This window comes from Pantoea sp. SYBGC1 (assembly GCF_057197005.1).
Window position 1 is genome coordinate 483,595 of sequence record NZ_JBXUNM010000001.1, and the last position, 16,560, is coordinate 500,154.

Genomic DNA, 16,560 nt, shown 5'->3' on the forward strand with positions numbered 1-16,560 from the left:
CGCGGGCCGGAGCCCGCGTCGTCATCTACTCTGAATGGACAAAGACATGAAATCCGCACCTGCTTCCGCCGACCGCGATGACTCTCTGGCGCTGCGTGCGGCCTGGCTGCACTATGTAGGCGGTCTGACTCAGGCTGAAGTTGCCAAACGACTGGGGCTGCCTTCGGTAAAAACGCACCGCCTGATTGCGCGCATGGTGGCGGAAGGCGCAGTAAAAATCACCATCGATGGCGATATTCTCGACTGCGTGGCGCTGGAGGATAAGCTGCGCCAGCACTTTGGCCTGCGGTTTTGTCAGGTTGCGCCCGATCTGGGTGAAACCGGGTTGCCGGTGCGGGCGCTGGGGATGGCTGGCGCAAACTATCTGCGTCAGCTTCTGCTTAACGCGCCCGCTATCACGCTCGGGCTGGGACATGGCCGGACCCTCTCCGCGGCGATCCATCAGCTGGCGCGCCTTGAGGCTCCCCAGGCGCGCTTTGTGTCGCTGCTGGGCTGCCTGACGCGCAATTATGCGCTGAACCCGCACGATGTTATGCACCGCATCGCCGCCAAAACCGGCGCGCAGGCTTATATGATGCCGGTGCCGTTCTTTGCAAACACCGAAGAAGATCGCGATGTTCTGCTGGCGCAGCGCGGCGTCAGCGAGATTTTTGATATGGCCGCGCGCAGTGAGGTCAAGCTGGTCGGTATCGGGACGGTAGAGCCGGCGGCTCAGCTGGTTGAAGCGGGCATGCTCGAAGAGGCGGAGATCAACGCCCTCTCTGCAGCCGGCGCGGTGGGAGAACTACTGGGCCACTTCTTTGCCGCCGACGGCACGCTGATCCACAACTCACTGACGGCGCGCACGCTTTCCGTGCCGCTCAGCCAGAACCGCAGTGAGATCGTGGCGCTGACGGGCGGCCTGAGTAAAGTGGCGGCGATTCGCGCCGTGCTCAGCAGCGGTCAGCTCTCCGGGCTGATCACCGATGAGGTCACGGCGCAGGCGCTGCTGATATAAAGCTGACCGGTCAGTAAAATAGCGCCCCGCGCCGCCAGGTTAAATCTGCGTGACCTCCGTTCCCTGCGCCGTCAGCAGCGCCTGAGCGGCCGGATCAAGCTCGCTGTCGGTAATCAGCTGCCTGAATGGCTGATGCGGCGCCAGCGCATAAGGGTGGATCTGACCAAATTTAGAAGAGTCGGTCAGCGCAATTGTGTGCGTGGGCTTTTCCAGCAGCGCATGAACCACATCGCAGCGCAGCATGTTGCGTCCGGTAAAGCCGGTGGCGCGATCCCAGCCATCGATACCGATAAAGACTTTATGAAAGCTGAGCTGCTGAATACAGAGTCGGGTCAGCGGACCGACCACCGACTCACTGCTTTTCTGAAACAGACCGCCGAGAATAATGACGTCGCCGCCCTTTTCACGCAGCAGGCCGGCAATATAGTGGCTTACCGTGACCAGCGTAACGTCATGCCGCTCGCTCAGCGCCTGTGCCAGCAGCGCGTTGGTGCTGCCCCCTTCGATAAATACCGTTTCCCCTGCATTCACCAGAGAGGCGGCATAATCGGCCAGCCGTTTTTTTACGGCAAGGCGGGTTTGCATCCGGGCGCTGACGTCGTCACCGCCCGCAGCAACGGCGGAGCCATGCACCCGACGCAACAGCCCCTCTTTTTCCAGCTGGTTAAGATCCTGCCGCATCGTGACTTCAGAGACGCCGGTGGTCAGCGCCAGCTCGCTGACGCTGACGCTGCCGCGCGCGCTGAGCAGCTCGATAATTGACTGATGACGTGCGTTCATAGTGTCCTGCAGTTAGTCAGTAAGGCCCAGCGCCTGACGGCTGCGGGCGTTCAGGTGCTGTGGCGTAAAGCGATCCTGCCAGTTAACCTCATAATCTTCACGCGGGAAATCACCGGGTGATACGCCAGCTGTCAGCGCCTGCACCACCTGATGCGCGTAAGCGCGATTTTTGTCGCACATTGGTGCGGCCGGAATGTACATCACATTACCCCAGCCCTGCTGATCTTCTACCGGCGCGACAGAATGTATCACATCGCAGTGCCACCATACGGAATCGCCCGCTTCCAGCGCCGGAATGGAGCAGAGTCCGGTAATCAGTTCAGGATGCCAGCGCTCCGATACCGGCAGGACTTTACCCGGCTCAACCCCGCACAGCTCCTCTTCCGGGACGTCGCTGAGCAGAGGACGCAGCAGCAGTAACGCCATTGCCTGCGGCACCGGCACAACGTGCAGCAGCCCCTGACCCGGCTGCATATCAGAGAGCGCCGTCCAGCCCTGAAACGTACGGAATACCGAACATTTTGTGGTGGTACCGGACTGGTATTCATTTACCTCTGTGCGGTATGCCGCATCCCACGGGTCGTACTGCGCAAAGCGGTTATTAAAAATATGTCTGAATACCTGCTGATAAGCCGGCAGCAGCCAGCGCTCCAGCGCGCCGGAATCGGTATGCGCACCGAGCCCTTTAGAGGTTGTGCCGGGCAGCCGCCGGCGGATGCGATCGGGATAAATAATGCTGACATCAGGGTCAAACCAGCGTTTACCCTGAGAATCAAACCGCCACAGGTGATTGAGGAAGCGCTGGGTGGTAGCCATCGCCTCACTCTGCCGCGCGGCCATTTGCGCCTGACTCCAGTAAATCGGATAGATTTCCGGCCGTGACCCCGCAAGGTTGCCAAAGAAATCATCCCCCGGTCCTGTGTAGCGCGTCATAAAGTCGTTATTGTCCAGATAATGCATTATCGATGCATCCCACTCCAGCGCGCACTCGTGGCTGAAATTACCTTTTACCACGACACAGCCGCGCCGCCGGATATGTGCTTTCTCTGCCTCACTGATTTCACCTGCGGCTATCGCCTGCCAGCTCAGCTGGGGCCAGGCGGAACCGGACTGCGCCTCTTCACTTCTGGCCGCGGCAAGCTCCGTCACCACGCTATCCCGCACCTGCTTATACAGCGCCTCCACATCTCCGATCTGCTGGCGCAGCTGCTGCTTCATCTGACGAATGCTTTTTCTGAAATCGTCGGGCTGCTGCTCTGAAGAGAATAAAGTGGTCACAGAAATCACCTCGCGCTCTGGTTTCAAATGAAAGTTAAATCTGTTTCATTCATAGCATACAGTCGATTTACAGCAAGCCGGTCACGGCGGAAAGCCGGACGCGATCACAGCAGGCAGGAGGTTTCATTTGAAAGTGTGCGGTGAAAAACGCTTAGCTCTGGCGGGCGGCCCTGCCCGCGGTTTATTTTCTCTGCCAGGTAGAATTTTTGCAGAGGAGGTTAATTATACCATGACAAAGTAAGTATGTTTGTTGTAACTACTAAGGCGCTACCAGATAACGATACTGAATAAATTCCGTCTTTGTCGCCAGCCGGTCGTACAGCGCCCGTGCTACGACGTTTCCCTCCTGCGTGTTCCAGTAAACCCGTGAACAGCCGCGCGCTCTGGCCTGCTCATAGACGGCCAGTATCAGCGCCTTTCCCGCACCGTTACCGCGCGCCGTTTCTGCGACAAACAGGTCCTGCAGATAGCAGTAGTCACCGCGCGTCCAGGTGGAGCGATGCGTCAGAAAATGCACCAGACCTGCCATGCTGCCCCCCTGCTCCAGCACCAGACAATACATCGGTTCCGCACGGGAGAGCATGCGCCGGAACGTTTCACCGGTCGTCGCCTCATCAATCTCTGTCTGATAAAACTGCTGGTAGCCCTGCCATAACCGCAGCCAGGCGACATAATCTTCAGCCCGCAATGCCCGTATACTCATTATCTCTCCTTACTTCGTCAGCGCACGGATAATCTCATCCGCAGCAATAACGCGATCGTCATTGGGTATCCATTTATTGGCCAGCATAATCAGCGCCACCTTTTGGGAAGGGATAAACACCGCATAGGCTGAAAAGCCGTTGGTCGAGCCGGTTTTGTTATACCAGGCGCGCAGCGGCACCGGCGCAGAGGGAGAAACCGGCGTGGCCCGCATACCGTTAAGTATGATTTTGCTGCTGTTCCCCGCCACCAGCTGCTGCTGAGTAACTGGCAGCGGGTAGTACTCCCACATCATCGCCTGCGTAAATGCCGCCGTGCGAAAATAGCCCTGATGGGTGGCAGCCACCGCCTGGCGCCAGGCGGGCACCACGTTAACCTCCCCCATCTGAATGCCGAGCCAGCGAATCAGATCTTCTGACGTTGATTTCAGCCCGTACGCTTCTGCATCCAGCGGCCCGGGGGTTACGCGTACCGGCCGGTTCTGTTTATCGTAGCCCTGCGCGTAATCCGGCATGGCGCGCGGCGGCACCTCAAGAAAAGTACGATGCATTCCCATCGCCGGCAGCAGCATTGACTCCATTGCGCGCATAAATGACATATTCAGGCTCTTCGCCGCTATCATGCCGAGCATACCGATACCCAGGTTTGAATAGACGCGCTCTGTTCCCGGTTCAGCATCAGGCCGCCACGCCTTATACCACTGCATCAGCTGCGCGCTATCCGTGACCTCCTCCGGCACAAACAGCGGCATGCCGCTGGTGTGCGTCGCCAGGTTCAGCAGCGTAACGCGATCGAGCGCGCTGCCCTGCAGCGCAGGCAGCCACTGGCTGGCGCTGTCGCGAAGCTGCATTTTATACTGCTGTACGGCGTAGCTGGCGAGCGTAGCGGTGAAGGTTTTGCTGAGCGAGCCGATCTCAAACAGCGTGCGGGAGGTGACCGGCTCTCCCCGATCGGTTGAAGTGACACCGTAACTATAAAAAGTCGTCTGGCCTTTGTTCAGCACGGCAACAGCCATGCCGGGGATCGCAAAGCGGGTCATCAGCGGCTCGATAATCTCATCCGGTGCCCGGGCAGCAGCGGAGCTGGCGATAAGCAGCAAAATTGTAGCCATAACGCGGCGTCGCATGAATAATCCTTATTCCTCAGAACCAAAAGCGGTGCGCATAGTATATCCGTCCCCGGCCCACCCCACATGCCCATTCGTGGCGTAAGTGAACAGAGTCACATCCTGAGTAAGCGGGTTTGCCGTTTTGGCTGCGCACTCCTATACCTTTGACGGATAAGCCTTCACCGTCAGGGAGCGTGCTATGGCTACTGTATTAACCCGTAATGAGCGTCTCGACAGGCTGCGCCAGCGTCAGATTACACCGGTCCTGATTGCCGGAGGCGGCATAAACGGCATCAGTACCTTTCGCGAACTGGCCCTCCAGGGCATCCCGGCGATTCTGGTGGAGCGCGATGACTGGTGTCAGGCGGCGAGTGGCGCCCTGTCGCGCATGATCCATGGCGGCCTGCGCTATCTTGAGACCGGTGAGTTTGGTCTGGTCAAAGAGTCGGTGATCGAGCGCGACCGGCTGCTGAAAAACGCATCGCACTATGTTTTCCCGCTGCGAACCACGGTGCCGGTGGAAACCTTCGGCGGCGGCATGGTCAACGCCACGCGACGGTTTCTGCGCCTCAGTGACAAACCTGCCCGGCGCGGTGCGCTGCTGATCAAAACCGGCCTCAGCCTGTATGACCTCTATACGCGCCAGTATGGCTCCATGCCTAAACATCAGGTGCGAACTGAGGCGGCAACCCGCGATCGCTGGCCGGGCTTTGCGCCGTGGGTGAAATATAGCGCCAGCTACTATGATGCGTGGATCAGCGCCCCTGAACGGCTGGGGTTTGAGCTGGTGGAGGATGCGGAGCGCGCCTGCAGCGACGCGCTGGCGCTGAATTATATGCAGGTAATCAGCAGCGACGGTGAGAGCGTTACGCTGAAAGATACGCTGAGCGGAGAGCAGTTTCACCTGCAGCCACACGTGCTGGTCAATGCCGGCGGCGCGTGGATTGATCGGCTTAACCAGCAGATCGCGCCCAAAAGCGCCCGGCAGAAGCTGATTGGCGGAACCAAAGGGTCACATCTGATCCTCGATCATCCGGAGCTGCTGCGCATGCTCGATGGCGAAATGGTCTATTTCGAGAATCAGGAGGGGCGCGTTTGCATCCTCTATCCGTGGGGAGGTAAAGTTCTGGCCGGCTCAACGGATATCCGCGTTGACGATCCCGATAACGTGGTCTGCGAGGCAGCTGAGAAAGCGTATATTCTTGAGTCGCTGCGCTTTGTCTTTCCTGAGGTGGTGGTGCCGGATTCCGCTGTGGTCTACACCTTTTGCGGCGTGCGTCCGCTGCCCGCCAGTGATGCAAAGCTGAGCGGTCAGATATCACGTAACCATTCGCTGGTGATGCTGCCGCCCGATCCCACCCGCGCCTGGAGCACGCTCTGCCTGGTCGGCGGTAAGTGGACTACGTTTCGCCGCTTCGGTGAAGAGGCAGCAGATCGTGTTCTGCGGCTGCTGGGCGAAAAGCGCCACGTCTCTACCACGGATTTAGCGATTGGCGGCGGGCGCGACTTTCCTGCTCCGGCGGCTCAGCCCGCCTGGATCGCCCAGCTGGCGCAGCAGCATGAACTGCCGCTGCCGCGCGTCACGCAGCTGGTAAAACGTTACGGCAGCCGCGCCTTACCACTGCTGCCGCTGCTGCGCGACGACGACCGTCCGCTGCATCATCACGCCGATTACAGCGCCACGGAACTGCGCTATCTGACAGAGCATGAGCAGGTGTGCCAGCTGGAAGATCTGCTGGTGCGCCGCACGTCGCTGGCGATCGGCGGCGAGCTGACGCCGCCGCTTATTCAGGAGATCTCGCTGCTGATGGCGCAGACGCTGGGCTGGAGCGAGCGTCAGCGGGTACAGCAGCTGCAGCGCTGCTGCGCGTCGCTGGCGCGTTTTCACGGCCTGCATGGCCTCTACCCTACGGTGATGCAGCAGGAGGCACAGCATGTCAGCGAGCAGTAAGGCACGCATGAAGCGGTTATTCCATCACGGCCGCTGTCTGGACGTAGCGGTCGATCACGGTATTGCCAATGAACCCGATTTTCTGCAGGGACTTGAGAATATTGACGCGGTGATGCAGAACCTGATTGCCGCGCAGCCGGACGCGATTCAGCTCAATTACGGACAGGCGGATCTGCTGCAGCGCGCGGAAGGGGTGAAGCCCGCTCTGGTGCTGCGCACCGACGTCGGCAACGCCTATAACGCCGTGCGCCATCGTGAGATGTGGGCAGTGCTGCATAATCCCGATGAGCCGATCCTGGCAGCGCTGCAGCTGGATGCGGCCGCCGTGGTGGTGAACCTTTATCTTATCCCCGATGAACCCGCGATTTTTCGCATGTGCATCGAAAATATTGGCCGGCTGCGCCATGCGTGCGACCGCTACGGCATGCCGCTGATGATTGAGCCGCTGGTGATGGCACCCGCCGGTCAGGGGGTCGCCTACGGTTCACTGGGTGATGCAGAGCAGATCGTTCCGCTGGTGCGGCTGGCGCGCGAACTGGGCGCCGATATTATCAAAGCGGATCCAACCGATAACCTGGCTGATTTTCACCGCGTGGTAGAGGCGGCGCGCTGTCCGACGCTGGTGCGCGGCGGGGGTAAAGGCGAGATCGGTGCGGTACTGCACAAAAGCGCGCTGCTGATGGCGCAGGGCGCCAGCGGCATGGTGTACGGGCGCAATGTTTATCAGCACGCCTCTCCTGCCCGGGTCGTCGCCGCCCTGATGGCCATTATTCATCAGGGTGCTAGCGGTGAGGATGCGCTGGCCCTTTATCAGCAGGCTGACGCCTGACCTGGCGCAGGTTCTGCACGCTCTCCTCTGCAGTTTTACGGAGCCGGATATGAAAATCCTGGGTATTGATGCCGGTAATACGATGATCAAGGCGGTGCTGTTTGATCTCAGCGGGACGATACTGGCCGTGGCTGAGCATAGCGGCGAAACGCTGCAGCCGCAGGAGGGCTACGCCGAGCGTTCGATAGCCGCCATCCGGCACGGTACTGAACAGGCGATCCGTCGCTGCCTGCTGCAGGCGGGCACCGACGCACAGGATATCATTGCAGTGGGCGCCGCCGGACACGGCAATGGCCTCTATACGCTGGACCGGGCGCTGCAGCCGCAGCTCGGTATTCAGTCGATCGATCGGCGGGCGGACGATATTGTCGCTGCGCTGGAGCAGGCTGAAAAACAGCACGCCATTTATACCCTCTCCCGCCAGACGCCGTGGGCAGCCTCCACGCCGGTGCTGCTGAGCTGGGTTAAACAGCATCAGCCTCAGATATGGCAGCAGATTGGTGCGGTACTGAGCGCTAAAGATGTTATCGTCCATTTTCTCAGCGACGCGCTCAGCAGCGACTATTCAGATGCGGCGGGTGCCGGGCTGATTGACTATCGCGTTCGCGATTACAGTAGTGAGCTGCTGGCGCTCTATGACATTCAGGAGGCAGCAGCCTGGCTGCCGCCGCTGCGTGAATCGAGCGCGGTCAGCGGTTATGTTACCGCGCCGGCGGCGGCACGCACCGGTTTGCCGGCGGGTATACCGGTGGTGGCGGGCCTGTTTGATGTGGTGGCCAGCGCAGCGGGATCGGGGGTCGTCAGCTGCGGTGACGCCTCAATCGTAGCGGGTACGTGGAGCATCAATCAGGTTGTGGTGGATAAACCTGACTATCTTCGCCCGGTTTCCATGAGTTCAATGATAGAACGGGATCGCTTTATGGCGATTGAGGCCAGCGCTACTTCAGCGGCTAACCTCAACTGGTTTCTGCGGGAATTTGACGACCGGCGCGGAGGAAAAGGCGCGGTGCAGAGCAGTGAGTGCGTGGCGCAGATCCGTCAGGATCCGCATCTGCCGTTCTATCACCCCTACCTCTACTCCGGCCGCAAACCGGAACCGGCCCGCGCCGGCTTTTACGGGCTGGGCGGCTGGCATACCCGTGCAGATATGCTGTTTGCCCTGTTTGAAGGTGTGACCTTTGCTCACCGGGCGCATATTGACCGGCTGCACGCTGCCGGCCTCCCTTTTACCCGCGCAACGCTCTCAGGCGGCGCCGCGCGCAGCGTCATCTGGCCGCAGATGTTTGCCGACGTTCTGAATATTCCGGTGCGGGTGGCAGAGTGTACGGAAACCGGCGCGCTGGGCGCCGCGCTCTGTGCAGGCGTTGGCGTGGGCGTGTGGCGGGATCTGACAGATGCGGTGCAGCACGCGGTGCGTCTGCAGCCGGAAGAGCGGCAGCCGCGGCCGGAGTGGGTCAGCTTCCACGACGCGCGCTATCACCAGTTTAAAAAACTGGAGCTGGCGATGCGCGACATCTGGCGCGAGACCCGCTGATACTCAGCGACACTGGCTGGTGCAGTTCTGTACACAGATTTGCGCCAGCGAGCCACATCCGCCGCCGCTATCATTTTTGCACTGTGACTGCTGTACGTAGCAGTTTTGCTGACAGGCCGACAGATCGCATTTCGACGCAACCGGGGTAAACATGGCAGACGGCGATTTGGGCGACGGCTGCCAGCTGCTCTGCGCCATCGCGTTTACGCTGCACGTCATCATTAACGCAATTATCCACTTCATGATTAATCCTCCGCTCTGAAGCCTTAAGTATGCGCAAAATCTGGTCAAAATGCCGTATGAAACAAAAGATTCATTAGAATAGGCCTGCACCATAAAAGTGCGAATGCACTGCAACATTCGTTTCGCGAGTACATCTCTTTTATAAAAACTTATAGTTATCAACATGCTGCCTGTTGACGCGCATCTGGTACAGAAGTTGCAGTATCTCCCTGTCTGAGCACAGGAGAGCATGATGAAAGTGATTGTTATTGGCGCCGGTATCGGCGGAATGAGTGCTGCTATCGCCCTGGAACGGGCAGGCTTTGAGACGGAAGTCTATGAGGCTGTCGCGGAGATGAAGCCGGTTGGCGCAGCCATTTCCGTCTGGCCTAACGGCGTGAAATGTCTGAATGCCCTCGGTCTGAAACAGCCGCTGCGCGCGCTGAGCGGCAATATGGCCTGGATGGCTTATCACGATGCGCGAAGCGGTGCCCCCCTGACCCGCTTCAGCCTGGATCCGCTGGTGCAGCGCACCGGTGAATATCCTGCGCCGGTATCACGCGCCGGGCTGCAGGCGATGCTGCTTGATACGTATGGCCGGACGCGCGTTCGCTTTGGCAGGCGCGTTACGCATGCTGAACAAACCTCGCAGGGCGTTACCGCTTTCTTTACCGACGGCAGCGAAGCCACAGGCGACCTGCTGATCGCTGCGGACGGCACGCACTCTGTGCTGCGCGAGGCGGTGCTGGGCGAGCGCGTGGCGCGTCGCTATGCGGGCTATGTAAACTGGAACGGGCTGATTAGCGTGGATGAAGCGATAGCACCCGCCGATCAGTGGACCACTTTTGTCGGCGACGGCAAACGCGTGTCGCTGATGCCGGTTGCCGGCAACCGCTTTTACTTCTTCTTCGATGTGCCGCTACCTGCCGGCCTCGCTCAGGATCGCACCACGCTGCGCGCCGATCTCAGCGGCTATTTCGCCGGCTGGGCCGAACCGGTGCAGCGGCTGATAGCGCAGCTCGATCCGCTCACCACTAACCGGGTCGAGATACACGATACCGAACCCCTTACCCGCTTTGTGCGCGGACGCGTGGCGCTGCTGGGCGATGCAGCCCATAGCACCACCCCCGATATTGGTCAGGGCGGCTGCGCGGCAATGGAAGATGCCGTGGTGCTGGCACAAACGCTGGCGACCCACTCGCTGGGGGTGGAAGATGCGCTGCTGCGCTATCAGGCGCGCCGGCTGGATCGCACCCGCGACCTGGTGCTGAAGGCTCGCAAGCGCTGCGACGTGACGCACGGTAAAGAGCCCGCGCTGACGGCAGCCTGGTATGAAGAGCTAAAAACCGAAAGCGGCGAGCGGGTGCTGGCTGGTATGTGCGACACAATCTGCGGTGGCCCGATGGGGTAGCGCGCCACCGCTTCTGCCCTACTCTGCGCTTAAACCGCGATGGCGCAGCATCGGCTCTGGCGCTGGCGCTTTACCGCGCCAGCTCAGCCAGACGTGCTGCAGATCGCTGCTGTTTCCGCGTGATAAGACCAGCTCCCGGAAGCGCTGCCCGTTTTCCCGCGTCAGGCCGCCCTGTTCAGTGAACGCCTGATAGCCATCGTCAGCCAGCATCTGCGTCCAGATATAGGCGTAATAACCTGCCGCATATCCTCCTCCCCAGATGTGACGAAAATAGCTGGAGCGATAGCGCGGCGGCACCGCTGACAGCGCAATGTTTTCTGCCTGCAGCGCCTGCCGTTCAAAATGTTCCACATCCTGCGGCTTATCGTGCGCGGAGAGGGAGTGCCACTGCAGATCCAGCAGCGCCGCGGCCAGCAGTTCGGTCATGTCATAACCTTTATTAAAGGTGGCGGCCCGCACCATTTTTTCGCGCAGCGCAGCGGGCATCGGCTCCCCGGTTTCCCAGTGGCGCGCATAGCTGGCGAACACCGCCTCATGACTGGCCCAGTGTTCGTTAATCTGCGACGGAAACTCCACAAAATCGCGCGGCGTGGCCGTACCGGAAAGGCTGGCGTAGCGCTGGCTGGCAAACAGGCCGTGCAGCGCATGACCAAATTCGTGGAACAGCGTGATAACGTCATCCCAGCTCAGCAGCGCCGGCTGGCCAGGCTGCGGTTTGGTATAGTTGCAGACGTTGTAGATCACCGGTTTCTGATCCAGCAGCGCAGACTGGTCGACAAAGTTGCCCATCCATGCCCCGCCGCTTTTATTATCACGGGCGAAAAAGTCGGTATAAAACAGCGCCAGCGGCGTCTCATCGGCGTCGAAAATCTCATAGACGCAGACATCCGGATGATAGACCGGCAGATCGTGGCGCTGGCTGAACCGGATGCCGTAAAGCTGCGTGGCGGCCCAGAATGCGCCGCGCTCCAGCACGCTATCCAGCGCGAACCAGGGACGAATAGCGTCTTCATCAAAGTCATATTTCGCCTGGCGCACCTGCTCGGCGTAAAAGTTCCAGTCCCAGGCGCGCAGGTCAAATCTCTGCTGCTGCTCAGCCATCAGCTGTTCTATCTCTGCGGCCTCGCGCCCGGCGCGCTCGCAGGCTGCCGGCACAATATTACGCATAAAGTCCAGCGCGGCCTCCGGCGTTTTCGCCATCTGATCCTGCAAATTCCACGCCGCATAGCTGCTATAGCCCAGCAGCGCGGCCTGCTCCGCCCGCAGCTGCGCCATACGCGAAACCAGCGGCCGCGTATCGTTTGCATCGTTACGCTCACAGCGCTTCAGCGCCTGCTCAAACAGCGCTTCCCGCGTGGCGCGGATGGTTAACCGGCTCAGCGCTGGCTGCTGCGTGGTGTTTTGCAGCGGGATCAGCCACTGATTATCCAGACCGCGTGCGACCGCAGCGGCACGCGCCTGCTCCAGCGCTGCATCGTCGAGTCCCGCCAGCGCCTCCGGGCTGCTGACGGTGTAGGCGGCTGACTGCGTCGCCGCCAGCAGCCGGTTGCCAAAGCGGGTGCTGAGGCCTGCCAGCTCCTGATTGATATCGCGCAGCCGCTGTTTTTCATCCTCACTCAGGCTGGCGCCGGCCAGCTGAAACGCCTGCCGGGTAACTTCCGTCAGCCGCACCGCCTCTGCGTCCGGGCAGGCGGTGCTGCGCTGCTGCCAGACCGCCTCCAGCCGGGCGAAGAGCGTGCTGTTAAGGTAGATCTCATCGTGCAGCGCCGCCAGGGCGGGCGTGATGATCTCTTCCACCTCCTGCAGGCGCGGCGACGTATTCGCTGCCGTCATGGCTGAAAAGACCTGCCATACCCGGCTCAGTAAGAGGCCGCTGCGCTCCAGCGCTTCAAAGGTATTAGCAAAGTCCGGTGGCGCCGGGTTTGCGATAATCGCGGCGACTTCGCGGCGCTTCTCTTCGATGCCCGCTTCCAGCGCCGGCAGAAAATCGTCTTCGCTTATCTGATCGAACGGCGGCGCCTGATACGGCAGCGTGCTGGCGCTAAAAAAGGGATTGGCGGATCGGTTCATTATCGCTCCTGATAATCAGCAACGCCGCAATAGCCTGCGGCAGAGAGCCTTTATCCTGGCACGCCGGGGTGCGGGCAACAACCCGGCGTGCTACCCGCCGTCTCTTTTTGCCACACCGGCTGGCCATTTACCCAGGTCTGCGCAATGTTGCGATCGTCACCCAGCGTCATCAGAACAAACAGCTGCTCGAAGATATCTTTACTGTTGCCATGACGCAGCTGCTGCAGCGGCGATACGGCCGGATCCAGCACCACAAAATCCGCCTCTTTGCCGGGCGTGAAATTGCCAATTTTATCGTCGAGATCCAGCGCCTGCGCCCCGCCCAGCGTGGCGCGATAAAGCGCTTCGCAGGCGGTCAGCTTATAGTGCTGCAGCTGCCCGACTTTATACGCCTCGCCCAGCGTCTGCAGCAGGTTAAAAGTGGTGCCAGCGCCGACGTCGGTGCCGATCCCCATGCGCACGTTCTCCTGCCAGCAGCGTTTGAGATCAAACAGCCCGCTGCCCAGAAACAGATTTGAAGTAGGACAAAACGCGATGGCTGAACCGGTGTCGTGCAGGCACTGCCACTCATGATCCTGCAGATACAGGCAGTGGGCAAATACGCTGCGTGCGCCAGTGAGCTGATAGTGGTGATAGACATCAAGATAGCCGTTGCGCTCGGGAAAAAGCTCTCTGACCCACGCCACCTCCTGCGGATTTTCACTCAGGTGCGTATGCAGCCAGGTATCGGGAAACTCTCTCCGCAGCTGACGCACCCGTTCCAGCAGCTGTGGCGAAGAGGTCGGCGCAAAGCGTGGCGTCAGCGCATAGCCAAGACGGCCGCGCCGGTGCCAGCGCGCTATCAGTGCCCGCGTCTGCTGATAGCTCGTTTCGGGGGTTTCAGTCAGGTAGTCCGGCGCGTTGCGGTCCATCATCACTTTACCGGCAATGAGTCGCATGCTGAGCCGCTCCGCCGCGCTGAAGAGCGCGTCAACCGACTGCGGATGCACTGTGCCAAACACCAGTGCGGTAGTGGTACCGTTAGCCAGCAGCTGCTGCAGGAAAAAACCGGACATCTTAGCCGCATGGGTTGCACAGTGATACTGCTGCTCAACCGGAAAGGTATAGTTATTCAGCCAGGTCAGCAGCTGTTCGCCAAACGCGCCCATCATTTCCGTCTGCGGATAGTGAATATGGGTATCGATAAACCCCGGCACAATCAGCTTGCCGCGCAGATCCGTGACCCGCCGGCTATCCACCCGCGCCGCCGCACTGCTCCAGCTTTCCAGGCTGACAATTTTTCCTGCACGCAGCGTGAGCAGACCATCAGCGAGATAGCGTGCGGCGTCACTCAGCGCCTCTGGCTGATCCACCGTGCGGGTAAAATCAAAAAAACTGGCGCGCAGCAGCGTCTCGTTGTCAGCATTCATAACTCATCCTCTCAGTAAGATAAGATGAATGTGCAAAAGACGTGCCAGGAACGGTTTATTTATCTGCTAAATCATAAGGTTAGCCTGAAAGAGAGGCAACCGAATGCGCAACCGATTACGCGTATCTGCGCCGGCGTTAAGATTTAATGGCGACCGCTCACGCTGCCCCATGATGCATCAGCGCGGTGCGCCCCTGCACCCGGTTAACGCATTCCGGCGACGGAGCGTTTGCCGGTCGCTTTTTTTCAGCAGGCGAAGAATGATGGTGATATGGTTAAACGCGGACTACCTGAAAACAGTTAAGGAACAGTGAGATGATTATTTTTGTTACCGGTGCCACTGCAGGGTTTGGTGAAAGTATTACCCGTCGCTTCATTGCCACAGGCCATAAAGTAATCGCCAGCGGGCGGCGCGCCGAACGACTGCAGGCGCTGAAGGATGAGCTGGGTGAAAACCTCTATACCGTTCAGCTCGATGTGCGTAATCGTGCCGTTATCGAGGAGGTCATCGCTGCGCTGCCGGCAGAGTGGCGCAACATTGATGTACTGGTCAACAACGCCGGCCTGGCGCTGGGCACTGAGCCAGCCCACAAAGCCAGCGTTGATGACTGGGAAAACATGATCGACACCAATACCAAAGGCCTGGTTTTCATGACCCGGGCGCTGCTGCCTGCCATGGTAGAGCGCAACGTCGGGCATATTGTCAATATCGGGTCTATTGCCGGAAGCTGGCCCTATGCGGGCGGCAACGTCTATGGTGCAACCAAAGCGTTTGTGCGCCAGTTCAGCCTGAATCTGCGTACCGATCTCCACGGCACCGCGCTGCGCGTAACCGATATCGAGCCGGGTCTGGTCGGCGGAACGGAGTTTTCTAATGTGCGCTTTAAAGGCGATGACGATCGCGCTGGCGCGGTGTATGAAGGCACAACGGCGCTGACGGCAGAGGATGTTACCGAGGCCGTTTACTGGGTAACCACGCTGCCAGCGCACGTCAATATCAACACGCTGGAGATTATGCCGGTCAGCCAGACCACCGCCGGGCTGAAGGTGCATAAAGACGCGTAATCGCGTGTGACAACGTCACCTGATAGTACCGGGTGACGCTGTTACGCTTTTCCCCAGCCGGTGACAATAATCAGCATCCCGCATAGCGCTATCAGCGCGCCCGCCCAGTCCCATGCGCTCAGCCGCACCCCATCCACCACGCGCAGCCAGATCAGAGCCGTAAACACATAGACACCACCATACGCCGCGTACACCCGCCCGCTCGCCGCCGGATGCAGCGTGAGCAGCCAGACAAACAGCGCCAGACTCGCCGCAGCCGGCAACAGCAGCCAGGCGCTCATCCCTTTACGCAGCCAGAGCCAGGGCAAGAAACAGCCCGCAATCTCTGCGACAGCCGTAATGAAAAATAATAGTGCGGTCTTGATCAGCATAATCCTGCTCTCTGTTCCCTCAACGCGCTGCACACCGCTGGTGAGCAGCAAAAGCAGGATGATATACTAGCCGCTGTTACGGCAACAGCCTTGCCCGGCTGACCGGGTCTGACTAAAGGACAACATCATGAAACACTATGCTTCCGTTCTGTTTACGGCGCTGCTGACGGCCAGCGTGCTGCTCAGTGCTCCCTTTGCCACTGCCCGCACCGATCGTCTGATCGTGGAAGATGGCAATAGCGCGGCCAGCAATGAAGCCGCCCGCCAGAGTAAAGAGCAGTGGAACGACACGCGTAATCTGCGCAGCAAGATTAATACCCGGACAGAGAAAGAGTTCGACAAAGCGGACCGCGCGTTTGATACCCGCGACGCCTGCGACAAGAGCTACAACGTGAATGCTTACTGGGAAGAGAATACCCTGCGCTGCCTCGACCGCCGCACTGGTCGTCCGGTCGCGCCGTAACGCGGCGCTGCTGCTATAGTGTTCAGAGAAACAGTCAACAAGGAGTTTGCGATGAAAAAGGGTTCTCTGGTACTGCTGCTGGGTGTGATGACGCTGCCGCTGATGGCTCAGGCCTCCTGCGACAGCGTTCGCGCCGATATCAGTAAAAAAATTGTCAGTAATGGCGTGGCGGAGTCAGATTTTACGCTGGATATCGTGCCGAACGATCAGGCCGAGCAGGCGGGTGGTCAGGTGGTCGGCCACTGTGAAAACGATACGCAAAAAATTGTTTATAAAAAGAATATGCGGGATGCGGAGGGTAGCGCACCTGACGGCGCCGGCAGCTCTCAGGATATGTCAGCGCAGTAACCTGCAACCGGGGCAGCCGCCGC

Annotated in this window: 16 protein-coding genes; 8 read left to right on the forward strand and 8 right to left on the reverse strand. The window is 59.7% G+C overall.

What is annotated here, in order from left to right:
• Positions 1 to 46: 46 nt before the first annotated feature.
• Complete coding sequence (locus tag AC2CF9_RS02250; protein ID WP_484556163.1) at positions 47 to 997, forward strand: sugar-binding transcriptional regulator; 951 nt, start codon at positions 47 to 49, stop codon at positions 995 to 997.
• Positions 998 to 1,036: 39 nt separating this feature from the next.
• Here the strand turns inward: AC2CF9_RS02250 and AC2CF9_RS02255 are convergent, their stop codons facing one another.
• The 4 genes from AC2CF9_RS02255 to ampC all read right to left on the reverse strand — a co-directional run bounded on the left by AC2CF9_RS02255 (position 1,037) and on the right by ampC (position 4,883).
• The gene (locus tag AC2CF9_RS02255; RefSeq protein ID WP_484556164.1) at positions 1,037 to 1,777 is read right to left on the reverse strand and encodes a DeoR family transcriptional regulator; all 741 of its coding nucleotides are present in this window, start codon (positions 1,775 to 1,777) and stop codon (positions 1,037 to 1,039) included.
• A gap of 12 nt (positions 1,778 to 1,789) precedes the next feature.
• The gene (locus tag AC2CF9_RS02260) at positions 1,790 to 3,055 is read right to left on the reverse strand and encodes a YbiU family protein (protein WP_484556165.1); all 1,266 of its coding nucleotides are present in this window, start codon (positions 3,053 to 3,055) and stop codon (positions 1,790 to 1,792) included.
• A gap of 259 nt (positions 3,056 to 3,314) precedes the next feature.
• Positions 3,315 to 3,758, reverse strand: coding sequence for a GNAT family N-acetyltransferase (locus AC2CF9_RS02265; RefSeq protein ID WP_484556166.1), 444 nt, complete (start codon positions 3,756 to 3,758; stop codon positions 3,315 to 3,317).
• A 9-nt stretch (positions 3,759 to 3,767) separates the two neighbouring features.
• Positions 3,768 to 4,883 carry a class C beta-lactamase gene (gene ampC / locus AC2CF9_RS02270; RefSeq protein ID WP_484556167.1) on the reverse strand — a complete coding sequence of 372 codons (1,116 nt, stop codon included), beginning with the start codon at positions 4,881 to 4,883 and terminating at the stop codon, positions 3,768 to 3,770.
• A 181-nt stretch (positions 4,884 to 5,064) separates the two neighbouring features.
• Between ampC and AC2CF9_RS02275 the strand changes: the two genes are divergently transcribed.
• Genes AC2CF9_RS02275 through AC2CF9_RS02285 form a run of 3 tightly spaced genes read left to right on the forward strand, consistent with a single transcriptional unit; the run spans position 5,065 to position 9,179 of the window.
• A complete protein-coding gene (locus tag AC2CF9_RS02275) occupies positions 5,065 to 6,816 on the forward strand; it encodes a glycerol-3-phosphate dehydrogenase/oxidase (RefSeq protein WP_484556168.1) in 1,752 nt (583 codons plus the stop codon).
• Positions 6,800 to 7,645, forward strand: coding sequence for a class I fructose-bisphosphate aldolase (locus AC2CF9_RS02280; RefSeq protein WP_484556169.1), 846 nt, complete (start codon positions 6,800 to 6,802; stop codon positions 7,643 to 7,645). The genes AC2CF9_RS02275 and AC2CF9_RS02280 overlap by 17 nt, the downstream gene beginning before the upstream one ends.
• A 49-nt stretch (positions 7,646 to 7,694) precedes the next feature.
• Positions 7,695 to 9,179, forward strand: coding sequence for an FGGY-family carbohydrate kinase (locus AC2CF9_RS02285; protein ID WP_484556170.1), 1,485 nt, complete (start codon positions 7,695 to 7,697; stop codon positions 9,177 to 9,179).
• A 3-nt stretch (positions 9,180 to 9,182) separates the two neighbouring features.
• Here AC2CF9_RS02285 and AC2CF9_RS02290 read toward each other — a convergent pair whose 3' ends face one another.
• Positions 9,183 to 9,422: a hypothetical protein gene (locus AC2CF9_RS02290; RefSeq protein WP_150016149.1), complete on the reverse strand. Its 240-nt coding sequence runs from the start codon at positions 9,420 to 9,422 to the stop codon at positions 9,183 to 9,185.
• A gap of 232 nt (positions 9,423 to 9,654) precedes the next feature.
• Between AC2CF9_RS02290 and hpxO the strand changes: the two genes are divergently transcribed.
• The gene (gene hpxO, locus AC2CF9_RS02295) at positions 9,655 to 10,812 is read left to right on the forward strand and encodes an FAD-dependent urate hydroxylase HpxO (protein WP_484556436.1); all 1,158 of its coding nucleotides are present in this window, start codon (positions 9,655 to 9,657) and stop codon (positions 10,810 to 10,812) included.
• Between the two features lie 18 nt (positions 10,813 to 10,830).
• Here hpxO and dcp read toward each other — a convergent pair whose 3' ends face one another.
• Together dcp and guaD are read right to left on the reverse strand one after the other, a co-directional pair.
• Entirely contained in the window at positions 10,831 to 12,882 is a 2,052-nt protein-coding gene (gene dcp, locus AC2CF9_RS02300; protein ID WP_484556171.1) for a peptidyl-dipeptidase Dcp, read from the reverse strand.
• 50 nt (positions 12,883 to 12,932) lie between these two features.
• Positions 12,933 to 14,291: a guanine deaminase gene (gene guaD / locus AC2CF9_RS02305; RefSeq protein ID WP_484556172.1), complete on the reverse strand. Its 1,359-nt coding sequence runs from the start codon at positions 14,289 to 14,291 to the stop codon at positions 12,933 to 12,935.
• A gap of 314 nt (positions 14,292 to 14,605) precedes the next feature.
• On the opposite strand from guaD, the gene ydfG reads away from it, so the two are divergent.
• On the forward strand, positions 14,606 to 15,355 hold the full coding sequence (gene ydfG / locus AC2CF9_RS02310) for a bifunctional NADP-dependent 3-hydroxy acid dehydrogenase/3-hydroxypropionate dehydrogenase YdfG (RefSeq protein ID WP_039384381.1): 750 nt from the start codon (positions 14,606 to 14,608) through the stop codon (positions 15,353 to 15,355).
• 41 nt (positions 15,356 to 15,396) lie between these two features.
• Here ydfG and AC2CF9_RS02315 read toward each other — a convergent pair whose 3' ends face one another.
• On the reverse strand, positions 15,397 to 15,726 hold the full coding sequence (locus AC2CF9_RS02315) for a YnfA family protein (protein ID WP_082032659.1): 330 nt from the start codon (positions 15,724 to 15,726) through the stop codon (positions 15,397 to 15,399).
• 127 nt (positions 15,727 to 15,853) lie between these two features.
• Between AC2CF9_RS02315 and AC2CF9_RS02320 the strand changes: the two genes are divergently transcribed.
• Positions 15,854 to 16,189, forward strand: coding sequence for a DUF1283 family protein (locus AC2CF9_RS02320; RefSeq protein WP_150016152.1), 336 nt, complete (start codon positions 15,854 to 15,856; stop codon positions 16,187 to 16,189).
• Between the two features lie 51 nt (positions 16,190 to 16,240).
• Positions 16,241 to 16,537: a DUF1161 domain-containing protein gene (locus tag AC2CF9_RS02325; RefSeq protein ID WP_484556173.1), complete on the forward strand. Its 297-nt coding sequence runs from the start codon at positions 16,241 to 16,243 to the stop codon at positions 16,535 to 16,537.
• Positions 16,538 to 16,560: the final 23 nt, after the last annotated feature.